24 protein-coding genes are annotated in these 22048 nt (G+C 38.9%); 20 read left to right on the plus strand and 4 right to left on the minus strand.

The genetic code is table 11. The features are described 5' to 3' along the window. Positions 1 to 124 precede the first annotated feature (124 nt). The 12 genes from A1QO_RS03725 to A1QO_RS03780 all read left to right on the plus strand — a co-directional run bounded on the left by A1QO_RS03725 (position 125) and on the right by A1QO_RS03780 (position 11358). Positions 125 to 607: a hypothetical protein gene (locus A1QO_RS03725; protein ID WP_017041783.1), complete on the plus strand. Its 483-nt coding sequence runs from the start codon at positions 125 to 127 to the stop codon at positions 605 to 607. Between the two features lies 1 nt (position 608). Next, a complete protein-coding gene (locus A1QO_RS03730; RefSeq protein ID WP_017041784.1) occupies positions 609 to 1052 on the plus strand; it encodes a hypothetical protein in 444 nt (147 codons plus the stop codon). Positions 1053 to 1264: 212 nt separating this feature from the next. After that, positions 1265 to 1702, plus strand: a complete 438-nt coding sequence (locus A1QO_RS03735; protein ID WP_017041785.1) for a hypothetical protein — start codon at positions 1265 to 1267, stop codon at positions 1700 to 1702. Positions 1703 to 1941: 239 nt separating this feature from the next. Then, positions 1942 to 3756: a hypothetical protein gene (locus A1QO_RS03740; protein ID WP_017041786.1), complete on the plus strand. Its 1815-nt coding sequence runs from the start codon at positions 1942 to 1944 to the stop codon at positions 3754 to 3756. Between the two features lie 243 nt (positions 3757 to 3999). Next, positions 4000 to 4389, plus strand: coding sequence for a hypothetical protein (locus A1QO_RS03745; protein WP_017041787.1), 390 nt, complete (start codon positions 4000 to 4002; stop codon positions 4387 to 4389). 58 nt (positions 4390 to 4447) lie between these two features. Then, entirely contained in the window at positions 4448 to 5341 is an 894-nt protein-coding gene (locus tag A1QO_RS03750) for a hypothetical protein (RefSeq protein ID WP_017041788.1), read from the plus strand. A gap of 254 nt (positions 5342 to 5595) precedes the next feature. Next, entirely contained in the window at positions 5596 to 7113 is a 1518-nt protein-coding gene (locus A1QO_RS03755) for a DNA cytosine methyltransferase (protein ID WP_017041789.1), read from the plus strand. A gap of 533 nt (positions 7114 to 7646) precedes the next feature. Next, the gene (locus A1QO_RS03760) at positions 7647 to 8837 is read left to right on the plus strand and encodes a hypothetical protein (RefSeq protein WP_038132124.1); all 1191 of its coding nucleotides are present in this window, start codon (positions 7647 to 7649) and stop codon (positions 8835 to 8837) included. 55 nt (positions 8838 to 8892) lie between these two features. Further along, the gene (locus tag A1QO_RS03765; RefSeq protein WP_017041791.1) at positions 8893 to 9171 is read left to right on the plus strand and encodes a hypothetical protein; all 279 of its coding nucleotides are present in this window, start codon (positions 8893 to 8895) and stop codon (positions 9169 to 9171) included. A gap of 198 nt (positions 9172 to 9369) precedes the next feature. Then, the gene (locus tag A1QO_RS03770; RefSeq protein ID WP_017041792.1) at positions 9370 to 9924 is read left to right on the plus strand and encodes a hypothetical protein; all 555 of its coding nucleotides are present in this window, start codon (positions 9370 to 9372) and stop codon (positions 9922 to 9924) included. A gap of 66 nt (positions 9925 to 9990) precedes the next feature. Continuing rightward, positions 9991 to 10482 (plus strand): hypothetical protein, encoded by a 492-nt coding sequence (locus A1QO_RS03775; RefSeq protein ID WP_017041793.1) that lies wholly within the window; start codon positions 9991 to 9993, stop codon positions 10480 to 10482. Between the two features lie 99 nt (positions 10483 to 10581). Further along, complete coding sequence (locus A1QO_RS03780) at positions 10582 to 11358, plus strand: hypothetical protein (protein ID WP_017041794.1); 777 nt, start codon at positions 10582 to 10584, stop codon at positions 11356 to 11358. Positions 11359 to 11370: 12 nt separating this feature from the next. On the opposite strand, the gene A1QO_RS20200 is transcribed toward A1QO_RS03780, so the two are convergent. Then, positions 11371 to 11562, minus strand: a complete 192-nt coding sequence (locus A1QO_RS20200) for a hypothetical protein (RefSeq protein ID WP_141707113.1) — start codon at positions 11560 to 11562, stop codon at positions 11371 to 11373. 15 nt (positions 11563 to 11577) lie between these two features. Here A1QO_RS20200 and A1QO_RS03785 point away from each other — a divergent pair, with 15 nt between their 5' ends. The 5 genes from A1QO_RS03785 (at position 11578) to A1QO_RS03805 (ending at position 16729) form a co-directional block, all read left to right on the plus strand. Then, positions 11578 to 12723: a hypothetical protein gene (locus A1QO_RS03785; protein WP_017041795.1), complete on the plus strand. Its 1146-nt coding sequence runs from the start codon at positions 11578 to 11580 to the stop codon at positions 12721 to 12723. A gap of 197 nt (positions 12724 to 12920) precedes the next feature. Continuing rightward, positions 12921 to 13757: a hypothetical protein gene (locus A1QO_RS03790; protein ID WP_017041796.1), complete on the plus strand. Its 837-nt coding sequence runs from the start codon at positions 12921 to 12923 to the stop codon at positions 13755 to 13757. A gap of 76 nt (positions 13758 to 13833) precedes the next feature. Then, the gene (locus A1QO_RS03795) at positions 13834 to 15012 is read left to right on the plus strand and encodes a DUF4942 domain-containing protein (protein WP_017041797.1); all 1179 of its coding nucleotides are present in this window, start codon (positions 13834 to 13836) and stop codon (positions 15010 to 15012) included. A 291-nt stretch (positions 15013 to 15303) separates the two neighbouring features. After that, the gene (locus A1QO_RS03800) at positions 15304 to 15576 is read left to right on the plus strand and encodes a hypothetical protein (RefSeq protein ID WP_017041798.1); all 273 of its coding nucleotides are present in this window, start codon (positions 15304 to 15306) and stop codon (positions 15574 to 15576) included. A gap of 364 nt (positions 15577 to 15940) precedes the next feature. Continuing rightward, positions 15941 to 16729, plus strand: a complete 789-nt coding sequence (locus A1QO_RS03805; protein WP_017041799.1) for a hypothetical protein — start codon at positions 15941 to 15943, stop codon at positions 16727 to 16729. Between the two features lie 500 nt (positions 16730 to 17229). Here the strand turns inward: A1QO_RS03805 and A1QO_RS20745 are convergent, their stop codons facing one another. From A1QO_RS20745 to A1QO_RS03825, 3 genes are read right to left on the minus strand one after another with little or no spacing between them, the layout of a single operon-like run. After that, positions 17230 to 17538, minus strand: a complete 309-nt coding sequence (locus tag A1QO_RS20745; RefSeq protein WP_084818936.1) for a helix-turn-helix domain-containing protein — start codon at positions 17536 to 17538, stop codon at positions 17230 to 17232. Then, positions 17523 to 17849, minus strand: a complete 327-nt coding sequence (locus A1QO_RS03820; RefSeq protein WP_017041802.1) for a hypothetical protein — start codon at positions 17847 to 17849, stop codon at positions 17523 to 17525. Before A1QO_RS03820 ends, A1QO_RS20745 begins: the two co-directional genes overlap by 16 nt. A 43-nt stretch (positions 17850 to 17892) precedes the next feature. Next, positions 17893 to 19122 carry a site-specific DNA-methyltransferase gene (locus tag A1QO_RS03825; RefSeq protein ID WP_017041803.1) on the minus strand — a complete coding sequence of 410 codons (1230 nt, stop codon included), beginning with the start codon at positions 19120 to 19122 and terminating at the stop codon, positions 17893 to 17895. A 243-nt stretch (positions 19123 to 19365) separates the two neighbouring features. On the opposite strand from A1QO_RS03825, the gene A1QO_RS03830 reads away from it, so the two are divergent. The 3 genes from A1QO_RS03830 (at position 19366) to A1QO_RS03840 (ending at position 21948) form a co-directional block, all read left to right on the plus strand. Then, on the plus strand, positions 19366 to 19959 hold the full coding sequence (locus A1QO_RS03830; protein ID WP_158006772.1) for a TfoX/Sxy family DNA transformation protein: 594 nt from the start codon (positions 19366 to 19368) through the stop codon (positions 19957 to 19959). A gap of 184 nt (positions 19960 to 20143) precedes the next feature. Further along, on the plus strand, positions 20144 to 21364 hold the full coding sequence (locus A1QO_RS03835) for a DNA cytosine methyltransferase (RefSeq protein ID WP_017041805.1): 1221 nt from the start codon (positions 20144 to 20146) through the stop codon (positions 21362 to 21364). Between the two features lie 32 nt (positions 21365 to 21396). Continuing rightward, positions 21397 to 21948, plus strand: a complete 552-nt coding sequence (locus tag A1QO_RS03840; protein WP_017041806.1) for a hypothetical protein — start codon at positions 21397 to 21399, stop codon at positions 21946 to 21948. Positions 21949 to 22048 lie beyond the last annotated feature (100 nt).

Raw genomic sequence — 22048 nt, forward strand, 5'->3', positions numbered from 1 at the left:
TTTTTGGTTTGATTATTCGACCTTGGTCCCGTTGAGTGCTATAGTTTAGGTTGATAACAAAACGATGCAATCGTTATCACAGCGGCAGTGCTGGCATCCTTAAAAATTAACACAAGGATCTATCATGGTAACTTCAAGCGGATTTCCGACTCCAAATCACGCCTTACGCTTCTTTCAACAAGATGCTTTGATTTTCTGTAACTTGCTTCTAAGTGGAACTCAAGAGGATTGTATTTCTCATGACACATTGTTTGACACTTTAAATACAAGCTTGCGACATGTTTGTATTGATGACGAATCATTTCAAGAAGTGACACAATCCATTCAAATCATGAAGCAATTGAGTGAGCAACTGGATGGGGAATCAGAAGCTTACCTGCTCTTACAAGAATTTCGTAAAGCAGTGAATCAACATAGCGTTGTTAAATCCATTCTTCACTCCCGAGCAGCCCTTAATGGTTTGGATGTTGATGAGTTGCAGAGAGTCGCCTTTCGAAGAACCTTGAATCGCTGCCTCAGCAGCCCTAAGAAAGACATAGCTTGTGATGCCATTGGAAACGCCCTTTACAAAGTGTATTCCGCTTTAGTGACCGATAAGGACGCTTAAAATGGACCAATATGACCCAGAGCAATTAAAACAAGATAAGTCCATTCAACTTAATACCAGAATAGCTAAGCGCGACCAGTCAACTGAGTCCATTTTAAAAACGTTTGATATTGACTTTGATGTTTCCTACGAAAACATAACGCTAGAAGTCAATCATGGTCCCGTGACTGTGACCGACAGACCGGACCAATGTTACTCATGCCACGGAAAAGGCCGCATACAAGGGTTGTTTGGCACATCAGAGTGCGCCATTTGCCATGGTACTGGCCTTGACTTGTCAAACCCTCTAGCAGTTATACAGTGGCAAAAAGCGTGTTTGCAATGGGCTAAAAATACGATTAACACCCAAAGAGAAACGATGAAACTTTGCGGTGTGACCAAAGGTCAAATAGAAGACGCGAAAAGAAATGAGATGTATGCCAAAACTAACCGCTTCATAGACTGAACCTGCCAAAAACATTGGCGTAATGGCGTTTTTTCCGCCTCATTATGCCTGTGTTTTAATCCGATCTACATTTTGCTATAGTCATTATTCAAATAGATAACACCGATGCATCAAGTTATCACAGTGCTAATGCTGGCATCATTGCAACCTCCCCTCACTTTCTGTGAATTTTTAACACCGCACGTATCGTGCTCACCCCACAAGGAAATTATATGGCGACTATCATTGTTACTATGCTCAAACGCGACTTTGACCTACATAAAAATCTGTTGGATGATGAATATGTGGGCGAGATGTCCGGAGATTCATCCAATGAAATCGACGATACCTTAGTTGAAACCGTTCAATGGCAATCTTTTGATATAAAACCCCGAAGCATTTCGGACTTCATCGACTTTTGTAAGTCAAACACAATACCTGTTGATATCGCTTACTGTAAATATGGTGATGACTATGACCAAAATGGCGATTACCACGCTAGATACAGCTCATCTGGAGAGTTGATTATCATTGATAACATTGACACCACTTGGAAGAAGCGTTGGGAAACACTCAAACAGATGTATGAAACTGAAAAAGAGAATATTGACGACTACATTTGTAACGAAATCGCAAAGACAACCCCATTAACCTGGGCTTCACAACTTTAACTACGTACTATAAAAGCCCTGAATAATTCATTTATTTGGGGCTTTTTTCTTTGATTCTTCTCACCTTAAGAGCACCAAACTTGCATAGAGCTTATGTGTCGTGCATATTTAAATAGTAAAAAGTTAGATTCGATGCGCCCTCATCTAACACAGCTCAGCTGGCATCACTTTATACCCACCTCCTGATCGTGGGCCTCTACCCATTGCTTTATCAGCAATACACACACAAGGAATTAAACATGACTAAACCTATTTTGGTGCTTAGTTGCCCTATACAAATCCGCAATCTCATCAAACAGCATCCAGAAAGCATAAATACATTTCATTTATGCGTTATGACCAATGATGGTTTGCTTACCTACGAGACATATGCTCAAAAACTTGATGTTGGTCTCCATGACGTTGTTGCACCAGATCTCTATGCTCAAAACCACAAACGACAAGCTAGAAAGCTGCTCTGTTCGTTATCTGATGGTAGACCAGAGCACTTTGTAATTCTTGAGCAGCAATTTCTTGAATGTTTTATGGCCATTGCCGGTAATACAAAGAAAAAGCAAACCGCTTTTTTAACGGAACTGGGCCCATCGTACATCTGCGATGAAAACCTACCACCACATGAATTGGAGATAAAACTACAACGCGTAATATCGTACGCAAGCAAACAGGCTGCAATAGGTTTTCAAAAGGAGATCTATTATCGTAGTGGGATCTCTAACGGGAACGAAATGGGCTTTGTACAAGCTGGTTGCGCTGTCGGTACCTCACTGGCTAGAGTCTCTTCTGAATCCAAAGCGGATCTGTTCAGTGACTTACTCTATCATGCTGACCGATCGCCATTGTTTGTGGATAATGGTCTTATCCGTTTCTTCAGGCAAGGTGTGTATAAGTCAACAGAATGGGTATTTGAGCAATATCGAAACATGATTGTTAACTTACCTAGTTGTAAGTCGAAAAACATATCAATCGTAATCCCTGATGATCCACTATGCCCAGATAACGCCTTGCAAACGGTTATCAAGCATAAAGAGGATATAACCTGGTTAAGAAAACGTTGTTCAGTAATACTTCCGATCCATCGTTGTACTAACATACAGGCTCAAGCTCATCGGTTGATGAAAGTGTTAAATTACCCCGTCAATATTCGGCTTGGCATCCCGTGTCTTAATAAAAAAGACACAGACTTTCGCCTCACCATTGGTGAAATTGATAAATTAATGTCACTGCGCAATCCAAAAGGGGGAAAGCTTTTTAATGAAATTCACTACTTTGCAATGAGCGATGTGACCGCCAAAAATGTATTAGAGCCTCGCCTCTTGCTAGCAAATTTACATGGTTACGAAGGTAATGCGATTCACCTCGATTGTTGTCGAATTGGCGCTATCTTCGGTAAGACTAAAAATGGTCTGCTAAAAGGTTCTCAGCTTCAAAATGATATTCTTCAAGAGCATGAAGATACATACACCAAGTATTTACAAGACCTTGCGGATAACCCCACCGTACCTCTATCACTGAAAAAGGAGACTAATGAGTACATAAGTACTATCGATAAACCATCTCAGCATGGCAACGATCGGACTTGCGTTAATACGCACAACGCGATCGAGTTTGCTTCTTTGCACAGCCTCATGTTCGAGGATGATGAGAAAGAGAGTAATGGCAACTCATATGATGAGGAATTCCATGACGATCGTCTTTGCACACATTTCACTGATGACTTTTACAATCTGATTAATGAAGATGAAATATGGCAAGCTGTCGCTTTGTATAATTTACTGTTGCAAGACTATCAAAACCTTCAACTCCCTACTTTCGAAAAGGGTGAGGAAGAAGAGGCTGTCAATATTTTGATGATGATGGTTGGTCAAAGATCCGTTGATACGTTGCTGTACGAACAACTAAAAAAAGTTTCGTGGCAAGAATTGGTTAAGGAAATGGAAACACTGAGTCCTGATTATTTGAGATTGGAGGTTTTCTCAAGAATGTTCAAAGAGCCGCAGAGTAACTCATTGCAAATGGGGTTTAACTTCACTGCAAAAATGAAAAAATGTGCCTAATTTTCCGCACACAACTCTAACGAAAGCCTTATCCATATGGATAAGGCTTTTTTATTGAGATTGTCCATTGAAATTATGCCATAGACTTGAATTAAGTACGGTCTTAATGCATATTTGACTTCTACACCGTTAGAATCGATGCGCCTCGTCTAACACAGCTTAATGCTGGCATCACTGATATACCCTCCCCACCGCTGGTGGTCTATGAAAGTTACTTTCAAGTTCGCACACAAGGAAATTACCATGGAACAAATAGTAATCAAAAGCAAAAAGCATTTTTTTGAAATGGCACAAAACCACCGCGTTAAGCGCATTATGATCGGTGGCATATCTTTAGATGATTGGGATGCAAAGGTTAAAGAAACCATTGCGCATGCTCAGCGTCTAAATGTGCAAAAAGCAGATATTGAACTGAATGATAGCGGCCTCTTTATACAGGGTCGCAAACTGTTGAAGCCTGTTTTCCCAAGAGAGGTTACGGGCGAGCTCGTTATTCACGCGGCAAAGACATCATTCGTATCAAAGAATCACCCAGTTTCTTGGGCAGATAAACCCGATTTTAAACTGATAAACAATGGATTAGAACTGACGACTTTCGACAACTCCGTTATTCGTTACGAACTGCTTCATTAATCTCTAAATAATGCCCACTTTAAGTGGGCATTATTTTTCACACACAAGGAAATATACGATGAAAGGTTTATATTTAGACTCGTTTTTGGCAACTGGAATAATTAATACAAACCCTGTTGCTATGGACTATGTTCCACTTTACTGGCAAACCGCTTATGGCGAATTGAAAACGAATGATGTTGATATCGAACTAACAAAGTATCACTGGCCATCATTCACTCAGCATCAAAAAGACGACCGTTTTCTGATGGCTCACAACATCACTCATGAGGACAACATTCGAACGGTTAACCTTCCAACGGGTGTAAGAACCTTTCCTGATGATAACTACCTTTTTTGGACCAATTGCGCGAAAGCATCATTGGTTCGATTCAATCACTCTCAAAGTCTCTATGAAATGTTTTCTACTGCTTGTCGGGAATACAAGAATGGAAAGGTACCAACCCATTGGAAAGAAAATATTGCATTGTATGAACAACAGATGCTTTCGTACAAGTCGCAATTTAAGCTTTCAATGGATTATCGTCGTAAACAAGTCGGTCTTTTTGAAATGAATGACCTAACAAAGGTCACCCGCAATTGGTTGGTGGTCATCGATTTACTGTATAAGATAAGCGAACTGCAGAAGCATGAGATTGGCTTAACGCAACGTCTAAAAAAATACCTGTCCAGAGCAATTGCACAAGTTCAGACAGTCGAATACTGTACAGCCCCAGAAATTAGCTGCAGTAGTATTGAACAATGCTATCTGGTAACCAAAGCATTTTTGGTAGAAAAAAATGATGAGGTGACCGATGAATGTAACAAGTTGGATTACGGTCGTTGCATTCGCTTTAACCAAGCTTTCTTTTATGAAGTTGATAACAACAGTCCAATTAACGAACTTAACGATATTGGATTTAACTTGAAAGAGAGAGCGCAAACTTTTGAGCTATCAATATTCGGTAGTTAATGAATAAGTAGTGAAACGAAACATCGGGCTGTAGAATGTAAGTCCAATTTTTCTAGTTATCTCAAACGAGAGAACTTACCTCCATAAAACCATTCTACTGCATGCAGTAGAATGGTTTTTGTTTTATATAAACCTCTAAGTTATAATGGGTAAATAAAGGTTACTTCGATACTTCAGGTAACATGCCTCTAAGGCCGTATCCCTTCCCTACTCCATTCACATATTGTGAATCTAACACACAAGGAAAACAAATCATGATCAATGCATCCGTGCACATCCCTGATGATTTTATGAGCAAAAAGCTTAAAATTACAAATTACCCATGTGGTAAAAGAAAAATTCAAATCAGTTCTAACTGGTTACCTCTCTACTTATTTGAAAAAGGTACGAAGGTAATAGAAAAAATTATGGATAACGATGAAGGCATTACAGTGAGCCTTGCAAGTAAAGAGCCTCTTGTCCATAAACCCAAACAGATATACCAGCGCGAATACAAAAAAAGAACCAACAAGCCGTTTGAAGAATTGTACGAAATTTCCGCGAAAAGCTTGCTCGATAAAGTGATCCCTAAGAATTGTGAATTTGTGCACGTCATATTCACTATGGGTAAACTGTTTGTTCGGCCTTGGGTCAACGCCCTGGCTAAACGTATTGCTCAAGTAGTCAAATCAAAAAGACCATTTTCTTGCTTCGCTGTTTGTAGTAGTGGGATTGATGCTTATGCAGCTTATGAACGGGGCTTCGAAATTAATAGCCTGTTAGATGCTCGCCCAAAAGAAAAAAGGGATGGGGATGCTGACTTATCGGAGACTGGTGTATTAACAGCAATAGCCAACTTACCTATAAAGCAAGTGTACAATGAAGATATAAATACTATTGATGCTGGCTTCGTTAAACGAACGGCCACACCGAGTACTGTCTTCACTGTAAGCCTCCAATGTAATGACGTCAGCCATATGAAACCTAAGGAGAAGAAGGAGAAAGCATTAGTTGACCTATCCTCGTCCATAGATATGGCGTATGACGGTTTAAGGCTTATTGAGTCGGTCCAACCACCAGTGGTTGTACTAGAGCAAGTTAGATCGTTCCTATCATCAGATTTATATAAGATGTGGGAATTACGGCTAGCTAAATGGGGATACACTGTTTATACCAAAACTATGATGGGGATTGAGCATGGTTCGCATACACCTAGAGCAAGATGTTTTAGTGTTGCCACCAGTCTACCCTCTGCATTTTCATTCCCTGAGATTGAAGAGCAAGAAAAAACTAGTTTTTGGGATAGAGTGATAGCGAAGCATATCCCTTTTATGCGCGATGTTTCTCACAGCAAATCACTTCAAGATGGACTCAAATGTGGTCGGCTGAGAATTATCAATTCTCAATCTACTCATAGCCCAACACCCTTAAAATCACAACCGCAGATGGCTAAGGATAGTCTGATTGTTGTCGATGATGACGGGCGTTTTTTATGGCCAACGAATCAACTTCTTAGGGAACTAATGTCCATTCCCACCGAGTTTGATCAAAACATTACGGGAGCAACAATAGAAACAAATGTGATCGGTCAAGCTGTCGACTTTAAGGTGTACAGTCAGTTGATGCAATCAGTGAAAAATCATATTCAAGATTTTTTGGATATGAAGAATCCACTGGCCAAGCAATTGATTAATCATAAATCTCCTTTGGTAAATAAACCGGCAGCGAACATGTGTACTCAATCAATTCCTTTTAACCCACTAACTCAAGAGGACCAACTAGCCCTCTTTTAACCCTCAAAACACTGCTCTCTGAGCAGTGTTTTTTATTTCCCATTGGATCAAATCGTGACATCGTTTAAAGAAAGTACACTCAACAGATGTATTAACTTGTAACACTCCAACCTTAATGCAACTCTATTTACTTCCAAAAAGATTGTTTCGGCACTGAAATCAATCGACTTAGCGGTTGTGTCATTGAAATTATTCAAGTACTTAGTGCTTTCTTTCTGCTTTTTGCAGCACAAACCTTACTCCAAGAGTACCTGTCAAAAGACAAATATTTCATCAATGGAGATTAAGTTTGAAATAGCGTTCCATGAACGTGGTAAATAATGAGGTTGTTGTACTAATCAATGGACATCAAATCTCATATCTCAAATTAATAACGAAAGTTATATCTAAAGTCCGGAACCCTTTTGCGAGTAATTCTAATCACTCGCAGAAGGGTTTTTTTTACCCATAGGGTAAAAATTTTTTGCTTGATTGGATTATTCATTCAACCTAATATGGTTCTATATTTGATATTGATATTAAGGGATTTCTTTGTGGAAACTACGCTGATTAGCATGTTGAAATTAAGATATAAATATATCTCTGGTGATGAGGTTTTTAATGTATCGGCTCGGCATGAGCAGGATTTCTTAACAATTTTGATGACAGAGCAGAATCGATTTAAAGCAAAGCTATTCGTCTGTCACCAAGAACCTAAGAATGACGAAAGTACGGTATCTGTTGAGCTCAATGGTTCGCTTTTATTCAATAATGCGTCTGACCTTATCGGTATTCAAATAGACGGGCTAGTTCTTCGTGATTTAAATAAGGAAAAATCATGGGAATTTGTCGACCATCAACATATCAGGACTTTAGTTTCATCAACGCTTCATTACTTATATCAACAACATTTTGAGTCAGGCCTGGTGGCTCAAAAATGCACTGTTAACTATAAACAACAATCACCCTCTGATGATTTCTTCTCCCATCAAAGACCAGTGTGGGAAGAATTGGGTTTCGTTTCCTCAGAGGTTGTCGACAATATTTTTACTGTCCATGGAATGCTTGGCTTCGGTAGGTGTGGAAACTTCCCTACTATTCCATACGAGCACTTTGTGTATGGATGCGCTTTAGATTTTCAGTATTCGATGCAAAGTGACGTAGAACTTTTTAAGAATAAAATAGTGAGCCTACCAATCATAAAGTTGAGGTTGAAATATATTCATGCGGAAAAACAAGCATCTGTCTCACAGCTGAGAGAAAACAAAATTAAACTATATTTCACAGTGGTACTTGTTATGTCGCTCGCTGTAGTAAGTGGCTTATCAATGGCGAGTGTGATCTACTCTTTATTTTTTGGATATATTTACCACAACTATGTAACCCCGATGATTCCACGGTTTGGAAGTACGAAAAAGCATATTAATGAAGCGGAAAATCTTAAGAAAAACTACGCGGTCAATATGAATGAAGTAATACCAGAAATAGCGGAAGCTGAACTCGCAGGAAATGGATTGATTATGCGATTACTTTACAAGTATGAAATGCTTGATTGCCAATCGAATCCACTTGCTTATCTGGCTAACCAATATTTTCTTTCTGAAACTGAATTACGAGACTCGTTTGATCTTGCAGACTCCTATATCGAGAGTTCTTGTAGTTTGGCTGAAAAGCTTGGGATGGTTGATATTGATAAAATAATCAGTGAGAATATTACGCCTACTGCTAAACTGGTTGAGCAATAAAAACGATATCTCAACTACAATAACATATGGATTGAGAGTAAAAATTAGGTTTTATATGAACGATACTCGAAGAAAAGGTGATACTGATAGGTTGTTTTTAGTGCTTGGCGCTATTGATAAACTAGAGAACCCTACATTGATTTCTATTACAAACGCCCTTGGTAATATACCGAAAGGCAGTATCAATCCAATTTTAAAAAAATTGGTCGCAGGGCAAGTTGCGGGTGTGACGGTAATACAAACGGGTTCTGTATACTCGATTGAAAGCTGGAAAGACCTAAGAGAATCCGTTTCTTCAATGTACGAAACGCATGTTAAGTCGATCTCGGATTAAGCCTCCTCTCCACCTATTTATGTGCATAGGTTGAATCTATTATTAATACATTCAATCTGTGCTATTCTACTTATTCTTATGTTACACCAGTGCTTTAAGTAACTACTTCTACGAAGTCGCACTATTCCCCACCCCTTCTACCATTTTGGTACTTCACACAAAAAGTGACCACGTCACTTTACCACACAAGGAAATATAATGTTTACTGTAAATAAAACATTAGAACGCCAGAAACTAATCTGGAAATACACGCACCCTGACTCTAAATCTGAAAAACCAGAAGATTTATCGATCTTGTACAATAAAAACGGGGCTACCGTCGTTGGTCATTTGAGCACGATTCCCGACATTACTTTTGCAGAGAATTTGTTGTACTCAATGTCGAAAAGAGTCACGATTAAGCGAGATGAAGCACTCAAGTCAGTGCTTGAACCATTTGGTTTAGTTCACTTGACGCAACAAACCATGCAAGGCCGAGATACCCTTAAAGATTTCTTATCTTTGGTGGATTTATTTCATGAGAACCGAGGTGGTTTTGATAAGTTAAAACTTATTGAACGATTAGAGTCTGCTTCTATACCTTGGCCAAATGAGTCGGCCAACTCATATCTTATTTTTTGCTCTCTAGTACGTCGATGTGATGAAAGTGATGTTTTGGTGTCAAAAGACTCCTTCCAAAACAATCATGGGTTCGAATTAGGTACTAGCTTAAATGACATATTTGAGCAGCTACTCTCCCGCTTCCCTGTATAACTAAACCAATAACCATACTTTGCTTGCTCTTACTTTAAGGGCAAGTGAGTGTGTTTGGAGTAAAGAATGAAACAAAGTGAATTAATCCTCAATCAACTTAAAGAGCATCATTTCGATGCTTTATGCTTGTTGTCTACATTGGTTTCTGCTCTTGATTTGGAGAAGAAACAGAATTCATGTTTAACAATTGACCCATTGGAGGTGGGACTAACATCGGAGAGTATTGACTTAATGATCAATGCTATTGAATTGAATCAGTCGCCTAGCCGAAATCAAACTCATAATTTAGAGATAATGACGGATCTGTTCAAAGGTCTTCTCAGTCGAGATGTTGAATTTAAGTCTGTGAATACATTGGACGACCTCCAGTCTAAGCATTTTAATCCACAACAACCTTCCAACTTTGTAGTCAACTGGTCGATTGATAGTGAAGCTGACTCTGCTCAAGAAGCTGCGGAAGAAGCCTTTATTGCTATGAGAGCCCCTGATTCAATAGCTACTGTTTTCTCCGTAAAGGACAGTAGAGGGAGAATAATAGAAATTGATATGGGTAATTAGGAGAAAATTCCGCATATTTACTCATGTTGGTTGAAATATATACGGCAATATACTTATTCAAACGCATTTATATGCACTTTAATAACACAAGGAAATTCCATGAAAATATCCGCTTTATACACATCATACTGGAGCGAAGGTACGGCGATAGTCACTAATTGCTCGATTGATTTATCAACGGCTATAACTGCTTCAGGCAATTTGACGAATACCGGCATTCATCTTACAGATCTAGAAGTGTCAGATGAAGAGCCAAACCAATCAGAGCTGCTCGAACGCGAAGTTGTCGAACTAAAGATAGGATCGCATTGGTCGGAATTTGATTGCGAGCAATCCGATCTAACCCTTGATTCTAAGAAGAAACTTGCCTGTTGGTTCCATGACATAGGAATGACTTTCCCGAAAAAAATCAATCACCCTTACTCCAATGTTGGATTTAATGAGCTGATTCGACATAGCCCATTTGGTAAAGGAAGAATAACCGCACTTGGCGTTACTTTTGACGATTTCTATGTTGAGTCTAGCTCTATGAAAACTCATGTTTGTGAATCGTGCATGGAAAGTGAAAGCCAATTAAAGTCTTATTTTGAGAGGGGGTTTGAAACTTTAGAAGACTGCCAATGCGGCGTGTTGGGTTGTAACTCTAAGGATGAAACTGTCCTTAATATAGTGCTGCCTAATCATACTTTTCCTAATTGGCTCACTAAATCAATTAAACATAATGGTGAGGTGTATCGAGTTGTCGGTGACCTATGTGATTCACACGTACAAATACTCGTCTCAAACATTACGTGGACTCCTATAGAAGATATACCCGTAGAAGTTCTTGAATATCAGACTTCCCTTCAACCTGGGGACTTGATCAACATGGTATAACCCACTAACCCACTAACCCACTAACCCATACACACATGTGTATGGGTTTTTGCTTTTTAGAACACTGACAACGGGTAGATCTTTTGCTAACATAAAAATGCAAATTGATATATTCGGTACTTCTAATATCGCAGCTTTCGCTGGTACCATTTCAAACCTATCCACTTCACCGAGTGGAACTTCAACTCTGCTTTCGCAGTTCACACAAGGAATATTCTTATGAATAATGATCGGAAATTTATTGATTTATTGAAACGTCTTGTCCCTCAACTTGTCAATGACACCACTGTAAACCATAACATGCGTTTGGGTAGGCTAAAACTAGCTCGTAAAAGCATTCTCAAGTCAGTTACGGGTTTTTGTGCAACTTTACCTATGGATGTAACAAATGGCCTTAAAAGTGCTCTTGAGGAGTTTACATGCAGAAACAGCGTTGTTGTTGATTACGCTTCAAATGGAGAATCTGTAGAGGACGATGTGAAAGCCGTTCTCTTAATTTTGCAAAACTGGAAAATACTCCAAGATAAATATCCCTTAATACTCGATCAACTCATCACTCTGAATAACGAGAAAGATATCGATAATGACCCAAAAAGGGTCGGGCTTGCTATTTCTAATGTAGTGGTGCATTTGCCTATACGGTTCTACTATCGTGGTGGACTGGAATATCGTTGCAAAACAACGTTACCTGTTTATTGCATAATAGAGTCAAGTGGTAAAATTGAAGCTGAAACGATTAATACTATTTTTTCATTAGGATGGATTGATTCTACGTATTGCAAGGATGAAGATGCAATCAATGTGGTTAATTCTACCGATACTATTGATAGCCTTCCTATAATGGAAATAACCAAAAAATCGGCAGATTGTTTGCATGCTTTAACTAGAGTTAATTGGATTTCGGGACTAGAAGGAGCCTTGTCGCTAACTGATGTTGGATTTTACAAAATATTTGAGTTCATTCATCATCGAGAACTCATACAAGAATCAATATTGCTGAGCAACTACCATCACCTTGAATTAGAGTCCATTACAGACTCCGAAACACTGGTCGCTATGGCCAAGTTGTTTGATAACTCGGTTGTTGTCAAGCAGACCTTTATAGACGAAGCGATAGAGAGGCAATGGTCAACACTTGAATCATTGAGGCAGTTGTTTGGTTATTCAGACATTGTTATGAACCCTACCCTTGAAGGGCCTAAAACATTCATGACGGTCTCAATTCATCGGACTAATAGCGATATCCATACGGTGAAATTTCCGCGAACAATCAAAAATGGGGATAACTTTAATGTGTATCATGGTCTTAGCAGTAAGTCTGGAGGTGTTTGGAAAGACTGCTTAGTTGATTCCCTAGAGTTCTAAAGTCTATCAACCACAATGCTAACAACATTGTGGTTTTTATTTGCTCAATGGCGATATTTTGGGCACAATCAAAGTGTACTCCTGATAACTCCGATGCGATTTTGTTATCACAGCTTAATGGCTGGCATCAATTATTTATCAATCGTCACTTTGGGTGACACTTCTCTACTATTTGTAGATACACACAAGGAAATAATATGATTCTATCAATCGATAAATTAATGACTCTCTTCAATACTGTTGGACAATACACCCAAAACCCAAACGAATGGCTAAGGAACTTATCGTCCGATCAAAACCCCAAATCAGTAAACAACAAGATCCTTGAACTTCGAATGAAAAAACTATATCCCATTATTCGTGAAGATAAATCTTTCGTGGTCGTGGGTGAAACCGAAAGCTACACACGGTTTGGTGTACATCAAACCTGTTACGCATCCACATTAGGTCTTCATTTCTATACAAGAGAATGGAAGAACGGTACATATCTGTACACACGTCTAGATGAAAACGTAAAGGTGATCTCTTACGATATGTGGGTAGCTGAACAACAAGCGCGGCAAGAATCTCTAAAGGACCTTGCGGTTTACTACATGGTTAATACCCATGATGACACATTTGAGCGGTTTGGTGCGTACGAATGCAATGTCTACAAAGACAATGAAGGTTCGTATTACAAGAAAAGCTACCAACCTTCACAGCAAATATTCAAGTACGAGAAAATTGACAATGTTGAAGGCTATGTCTTCTTAACAGAGGATGAATTTATTGAAAAAGCAAAAGAAAGGGAACTCAGTCTTCATGAAGTAACAGAAGTGAGTGAAAAGGCTTTTGAACACGCACAAGACTGCCTTCCACCTTGCGGTTTAACTTACTTTAATCAAGGCAAACTGTTTTATGTTTCCGAGCGACTATGCGGAAATACAGTGTCCTGGTTTGTGAAATTAGGCAAGAAGTTTTATGAGGTTGTCAATTTCGCGACTTTGGCCAATGATGATGTTTTGAATTTAGTAGAACAATTCAATAATGATTAACAGTTATTGATTAATGGACAACGAATGTTGTCCATTTTCTTTTGAACCAAATACCCCACACAAGGAAATATATAAGATGAAAAATTCTTTAAGTTTAGTGAGCATAGAAACCCTCTTCAGTCGTGTTGATGAATCGCTGGTGGATAAATTGCTCGCGGAATACATAGAAAAGAAGTCCAACATTACCATGACGCTATCAACCTTCTCTGATGCCGGTTTCCTTCAAGGGCTGGATTATTTGTTGAAGGAAAGCATCGTAAGTAACAACATCGGTACCAACGCAAGATTGCGCCCATCGACCCTAGAGCAAGCTTTAGCATTTCTTAATCAGGAGTACTGGGAAAAAGCACTTAATGTAACGGATGTGTTCTTTCACATGCCCGAAGACAAAAGAAGTAAATGGAGAAATGATCTTAACAACCGAAATTCGTTACCTTCATTTGATGATGGTACTGTAGTTTTCGATACACTCACCGCGCTATTACAAGAGCGAGAGTCTTTCATTTCGGAAAAAGTATTGGGTATTTTTAATAACTTGTCTGAAACTCACTTCACTAACTGCCCTCAGGGCTTTAACAAAACTCTTATTTTCAATGATGTTGGGACATTGTGTCGCGTCGATAACAAGTGGAACTCTATAGACGAATCATACTCTGGTTATCTTGATGATTTGAGAAACACCGTTTACAAATTAATTGGTAATAAGAACCTGATTGCCGACAGGCATAATGATTCATATGGCCTACTCAGTTTGTTATCAAGTAACAACATTTTTGGACAATGGGTTTACATTGATAGTGGCGCTATGGAGCTTAAGTTATTCCGCAAAGGTACGGTTCACGTTCGAGTGCATCCATCAATAAGTTGGAATCTAAATTGTTTGTTAGATAAGGCTCAGCCTAATATCTTGCCAAAGAATATAAAGAAACCTAATTTAAACTCCGATAAGGCAAGACCGCTGCCTACAGGCGATCTTATAGAGAGAGGGGCAATTCAGTTAGTCAGGTCGGTACTCAGCCAACCAAAGTTCAAGTGGAAATCAAATTCGGTATCCTTATCCCACTATGAACTCGACATGCATAGCAAAGATAGTAATACAGTGTTTGATTATCTAATGACAAAGGCGGGTGCTGTCATTTCCATAGAAACACAAAGGAAGGTATATCAATTCAAAGAAACTCCACAAAGCTTTCTAATCGACTTAGTGACAACATCAGTCTTACCATGCCTTTCATCTCATAATGATAATGGCTAAAAAACGTAAATCGTCATTTATCTAACCATTTAGAAACTTTAGCAAAAGAAGTGCCTAGTCTTCACTACACTAATCAAACAAATGCCTTATCCATATGGATAAGGCATTTTTATTTACCTTTATAACTCCGCGATAACTTGAATTTAGTATTTTCTAAATGCATTATTAAAGACCAATCAGTTAGATTCGATGCACTCTTTCTAACACAGCTCAATGCTGTCATCACTGTTAAACCCCTCCACCTTTGGTGGTCTACCCAAGTCACTTTTAAAGACACACAAGGAAATATCAATGAATAATGATGACATCTATATTGACTCTAAATACCGTCAAGGTGAATTTTCTGATGGCGCTCCCTTTGCATTTGAGCTGAATTATGGCTCTTGGAACAACTTCACCTGGAGAGAGATTCTCCTTAAGGCTGATAGCATTTGGTTGGTATCTTCGCGAACTGGAGAGAAAGTTCAGGTCGAGGAAATTGACGGATATGCCCTAGGCCACAATGATGGAATTGATTGTTGCCAATCCAGACTGAAGTTTGATGCGATTGAAGTTCGGCTTTAACAATGATGCTAGTTGAACCTATAACAGTGAAAAATGGCGTAATGATTGATTCATCATACATCACCTCTCCCGAAAAAGAGTGTCGCGGTTTTTTTGTACAGTTATCCACAATTTCTGTGGATAGATACTGAGTATTTACTGGGCAACTTCGAGGGTAATGCTAAACCGCTCTTTATCTATTCAGTGGTTTACAATGTATGCCAAATGTAAACGTCGGTATTTTTTCTAAGGAATGAAATAAAGGATATTGTTAAATATCTTACAGGTAGAATAAATGGATTTTGACAATCTAAATTTATTGAATAAGGTGGATTGTTCTTGTTATGATGGCATTAATATGTCAAACATCAGAAGTGGTAATTAAATGGAAGCACTGTTTGTTACAGATTTACTCTACGGATTAGAGGCTAATGAGATACAACGATTGGCTCCTTGTTTAACTCTAGCCTTGCGCATTGCTGACTCAACCACTAAGAATACCGACATCGAAATTAGTGACATTATCAACGCAATGGGTGTTATGTCCGAAGTACCTTTAGACAATGTTAAGTCAATCATTGGAGAAGAATACTGGGACAAATTCGATGAGGTAACCCAAAGACAGTACTTTAATACAGAAGTTTCTGAAGTGACTCAGCTGCTTAGGGTCATTGAGCAGAAAGGACTTCGGTTAGAAGTTGCGATAGAGACACAGCCAATTTCAGTTGAAGGGAAAACGGCTATCTATCACCCATATCGTTACAGCAAAGATAAATACTCGAGAGATTTCAGCCAAGAACTAAGAGTAATTGAAATGCAGTATCAACGTTTAGTTGAACAATCAAATCCACGGTACATTCGTATCAAAGCTAAGACTGGCTCCGGTTGTACCGGATTAGCTAGGGTCTTAGCTGCAGAAGGTAAAGGTGTATTGTTGTTCGATCCAAAAAGAATGACTATTAAAGAAACGATAAAGAAAGAGAACCCCAAGGCCTTGATTGTGGATAATATCACCGCTGAATTCTCCGACGATAGCCAAAAGATATTAAACAAGTACTTGAAAGATGGTGGTACGGTTATCGTGCTTACAAGTGGAGTAATACCTCAGATACGCAACTTAGTTCCATTGGCTCTATCACTATCTAAAATGGGCATCGTACTTGACTCACTATGAGTTAATAAAAGAGCAATTAAACACATCGGATTGAGCCAGAAAGTATAGGTACTCAGCATTGTTGGGAGAGGTCTTGTTGGTGGACGTTAATTTTTCGGGCAAGAACTTTAGGTATTCTGCCTCAAGTAATTCACATCTATATTCTCCCCACTTAATAAACATGGAGTCATTTAGCTCTATGTTCATGGGTAAAGGGTCAGTTAACCATGTTAATTCAAAAGCCACATTCAACATTGCAACCTGGAGAGAGTTAGTTCGATTAAGAGCTTCTGATGCTTTAGATAACTCTTCCCCTAATAGTTCTTCACACGAATGGGGGATCAAACTTTGAATTGTTTCGTGATCAGAATACCGATACTTCTCACACGCAAATTTGTATTCATAAACATAGTTTTTTAAAACCCCCTGCTCCTTTATTTGATTGTACAAATGAATAATGGAGAAAAAACTGACGGTCAAGATTACTAACATTAAGTAGAAACACTTACGGCTGCTTATGGTCACTGTTCTATACTCAAAGTTCGATGAAGTATTTGAGTATAGTCTTGTTCGACAGTTTCCTTTGAGAAATATCCCCAACTTCGGATTACGTACTGACCCGATCTGTTTGTTCCTTCCCATTTTATTATAAGCCCGAACTTGGAGACTGAAGCGATAGATCTATTGACTTGAAGCCGACTGAAACCAGTTTCTTCACTTATTTGCTTGGTTTGGTTGACCCCTTTAGTAACCAAGCATGCAATTACCAACCCCCTAAGAGTTAATCTGTCAGATGATTTATCATTAATGCTATTCATTTTCTTTTCCATACTTTATTGCCAAGTAAAGCGATGTGACAAGTTAGTTTACTGTGTTTGATGCCAAGGATCAGCCATTCTTCCCATTTATCAGCGTCCTCTAACTTTTTAATTAAATCTAAGGAGCTAATCAAGAGCGTCACTAAACTATTAATGAGTAGCAGAAATCCAATCTCTATCGGTCGAAAGTCAAAGACCAAACTGCTGAACAGAGTTGCAATACAAAGAGCTAACACTTGTAGCAAACGGTAATTATTCATTCCTGTAGACCAAATCATTCCAATAAGTACTTTTCTTGTTTTTGATAAGTTAAACTCAACCATTGAAAACTTACTCCTTTGAATCGAAATATGAACCGGCATGACTTTAGGCTGCGCGGATTAACGGTGGATTTAGAAATGCAGGATTGTAATAGGCATCGTACTTTTCAAAGCGAATAAAACCTTGCCTCACGTAATCCCAAACCATATCGATGTTGACCCATTTCCTGTTGAGTTCTTCTGCTGCATGCCCAACATTTAACGTTCCAGCCATTGGGTCAACGACAAAATCACCTTCGCGTGAAAGTAATTTAATGAAGAATCGAGCTAAATTTGTAGGGAACTTAGCGCCATGGCGCACTATACCAAGGGCATCTGCGTAAGCATTAACCATCTCATTGTCTTTACATTTATTCGGTATATAAACAACGTTTGTTGGAATTTTCCCTTTGGAAAGGGTACCAAAGTCACCTTGAGACTTGATATGCGCTCCGTCACCCGAATGACTGGCCTTTTTAACGCCACCTCTGGCAACATATTTTTTATGCTTCTCTGAATGAGGTAAGAGGACACGTTGATTATCGCTTCTTAAGGCTTTGGGGTTGTTCGTAAGCCATAGACATGGCTCATACCCAGCAAGTAGTAACTTCTTAATTTTACAGGCGTAAAAGTATGGGGATGGTATCTTATTGCTCGCCCATGCTATACGGTCAACAAGGAACAGCCCTGCGTCAACAAGTGCGATTGTAAGTCGCTCTATATGGAGTTTCTTTGCGCACAAACCTTCTAAAAAACAATCTTGTCCGATATTCAGCAGCATACTCGCCCCTTCACCTAATCGCTTAATTATCGGCTCAAGAACGGTCATAATGAAGTCGACCCACTGTTTTTCATCTGACGGGCCTCCGTATAGTCTTGGGTTCTGGAGGGGATATGGCAAACTGGTTAATACAAGATTAATGTCTTCCTTTATAATCCCTTCGTTGAAAACAGTTTCCGCTTTCGCACATATCGCAATTCCAAGTTTTGTTGACATGGCCAAAATAGATTTCCCTTGTTCAATGACTGTGATCTTCTCTTTCTCTTTACCTGTGAGTCTCCAAGTACCCTTGCTAACATTTTCAATTAATTTTTGCTGTTTAAGCGCCATTTGGCACCATCGTATTTTACGATGAAACAGATTGTGTGAAGCTTGAGATTTTCCAACTTTTTTTACATGGTCATTCGGGTTAACACCTAATTTCCTCGCCACCTCGGAATATAATTGCCCTTGAGATACGTTAGATTTTGATTCTTCATAAACTTCACGGACCGCCTCAAAAAGTTCAAGTTGCATAAGATTACCTGTATCAATATGTGATACAGGTAATCTTATGCAACAATATTGTAACTGTCAATGGATTTTTGATGCGCTAATAATGGATTTTAAGAATAGGTAACTTTACAATAATAGGTATCATGAAGTTTTTTCTAAGTTTATATTGTTAAAGATTTGTTTATAGGATGAATTTAAATAAACGATTTGAAGAAAAAATTCATAATGATAATATTGATGAAAATGGATTTGGAGGGTGTGTATATGAAGGAATTAGCAATTAATTACGAAACAGAGACTGCATATTTCAAAGGTATGCTTCCTAATGTACGGTTGAAATCTATGTTCGGACACTTTGCTGTGTTTTCCAGTGGCTGTGTCTGTATTCGATTTTGCAATGGAGAAGTATTCTTTAGGATTGATCCGGTAAATTACAAGAAATTCTCGAAATACACTTGCGACCAAACGTTACACCATAACAAAGGCAGTTCGTTGTACAACTACTATAAATTGAACGTGCCGTACGACAGTGACATTGCTTTAAGAATTGCATCCGCTGAAATACAAGTTTATTTGGAGCTCTCTGAAAATGATCAAGTCCAATCACTGAGTAGTCTCCCTAACGTGACCAGAAAGCATATTCGAGTCTTAAAAAGCGTAGATATCACTGATGTAGACTGTTTGATGAAATTGGGAACAGAAAAGGTGTTGGAAATGATACGTTCGAAAGTGCCAAAAACGGCAATTATGGCCTATGCACTGGTTTTAGAGGGGGCAATTGAAGGTGTTCATTCTTCCGTTGTTAATGAATCTCGGAAGAGAAAGCTTGAGAGACATTGCAGTAATTGGGTGTCTTAGAGCGATATGTCTGACCCTATAATTGTCTAATGACATATTGAACGCCCTTTGCTACAATTTTCTTGTTAAAGTAACTTCAGTGCCTCGGTTACAAGGTTCGAAAGAACTTGCACTATTTAAACTCTTCCCTAGCCAATCTAGGCTTTTTCGACAGTTCATTGTCAAACACACAAGGATATAAGAGATGATTAACGTCATTGATCTATGCTCCGGTATAGGTGCCTTTGCTACTGCAAATAGAATGGTGAAAAATTCACCTTTGAATTTTCTTGGCTGCTCTGAAATAACACCTTTTTGCAATAAAGTATTAGCCAAGCATGGACACACATTGCTTGGGGATTTATACATTAATTTCATCCCAGAAGAACACAACCCACTGTATCAAGACATGTTTGAAAACGACAAGGTCTTTTACGAGGAGCACGGGTACAGCCCAATCACTTACATGGACCTGATGGAAGGTGTAGTTGATTGGCCACAAATGGGCATTGCTGGGTTTCCTTGTCAAAACGTAAGCTCTGCCAATTTGCTCGATACCTCTGGAATACACGGTGATAAATCAAGCGTTATTGATGGAGTTTTAGATCATACAGAGTTTCTTGAACTCGATTATTTACTACTTGAGAATACACAAAGGTTAAATTCGAAAGGCCTTTGCGAAATTCTTACCCGTCTTAATGATCTTAAATATCATGCTCAGTGGGAGACTATAGGGTCAACTGGGTTCGGTTACCCCTATTACCGGCATCGTACATTTGTTATGGCCTACAAAGAAGGTACTGCTCTACATAACCTGAATGAGCAGCTATTTGCTCATGTCGCGCATGATGCAAACAAGCAACCTGGCAGTAAGTTTCCTCTCTTCGATGCTCATTCACCTGAACTGGTTGAATTTGCAAGAGTGCATGAAACAAAAGGGAATTACCGAAGAGCAAGAATAAATGCACTTGGGAATACAGTTAACCTCGATATGGCATTCAGTATCATCAATTCATTTGTAAAATTGCTGCGCATGGCTGATAAGTCCATTCCAGCATCTTTAGGTTTTGATAAACCGTCCACAGAATTCAAGATGGAAGATTTACCATTAAACCCTAAAAGTGGATTTAGAACGGTTCCAACTCGGGGCCATATGGAAAATGGCCGTTTCTTCACCGACCCACCCAACAGAGCGCTATGTCCAACCAATACGGCGTATAAACATTTGCGGATGCTTCCGTCTCTTGTAGCAAATGATCGTAAGAACAACTTTACCTCAGGTAGCCGAACATCAAGACCTGGAGGACTAGGTGGTCTTGTTGGTTCTCTGACAAAGGAGTTTGGTCTTAAAGAGGGTGGGTTAAACCCCGATTACTGCGAACTTTACTTAGGGTTTGAGCAAGGTTTCACGTCCCTACCTAACTAATGATGAACTATCAATCACACAAGGAAATATTAATGATGTATAACAACAGTTACTCTGCAATTATTGGCGAATCACAAAAGTTTCAAGCGATCACGTTAAGAACTGACACTCAGTCATTCCCAAGTCTTTATTGCTTAGAAAGAAAAGCCGTCGTGGGATTGCGTGAAAATTCCCCGCTTGATCTTGAAGGTGGCATGAATGCAATGAACGACCTAGCTTCTCAAAGTACACCTTTTGTTGTGGGTACTCGTGCTTACTTTTTTCCAGTTAGATTCTTGACTGGGAAAACTTACAAGCTAGGCGCAAAACCTGCTAGAAAATATTATGGGTATGAAAAACTCGTAGAGCGAAGTCAAATTATCATTTATTCAAATGTTACTGGTGTTATTGAGGCCATTGCATCCAATTTAAATGAAGAAGCCCGTCTGATTGACAAAATGGAGAAAGAGCAGAATCGTACCGATTTGCAGGGAATCTTAAAATTCGATTTCTTACAAGAAGAGTGCGAATCAATTCGAGATATCATTGGTTGTCGATATGACGAATTGACTAGAACTGTAGAAGAAACAGGTCTTCCCCAATAAATACATCCTGAAAAACCAACCATTAGTGATTACTAGTGGTTGGTTTTTTATTAAGTAAAACTACACAAATCCTGGTATACTAATTACGTAACTTCAGATA

The organism is Vibrio genomosp. F10 str. ZF-129 (assembly GCF_000287055.2).
Taxonomy (GTDB): Bacteria; Pseudomonadota; Gammaproteobacteria; order Enterobacterales; family Vibrionaceae; genus Vibrio.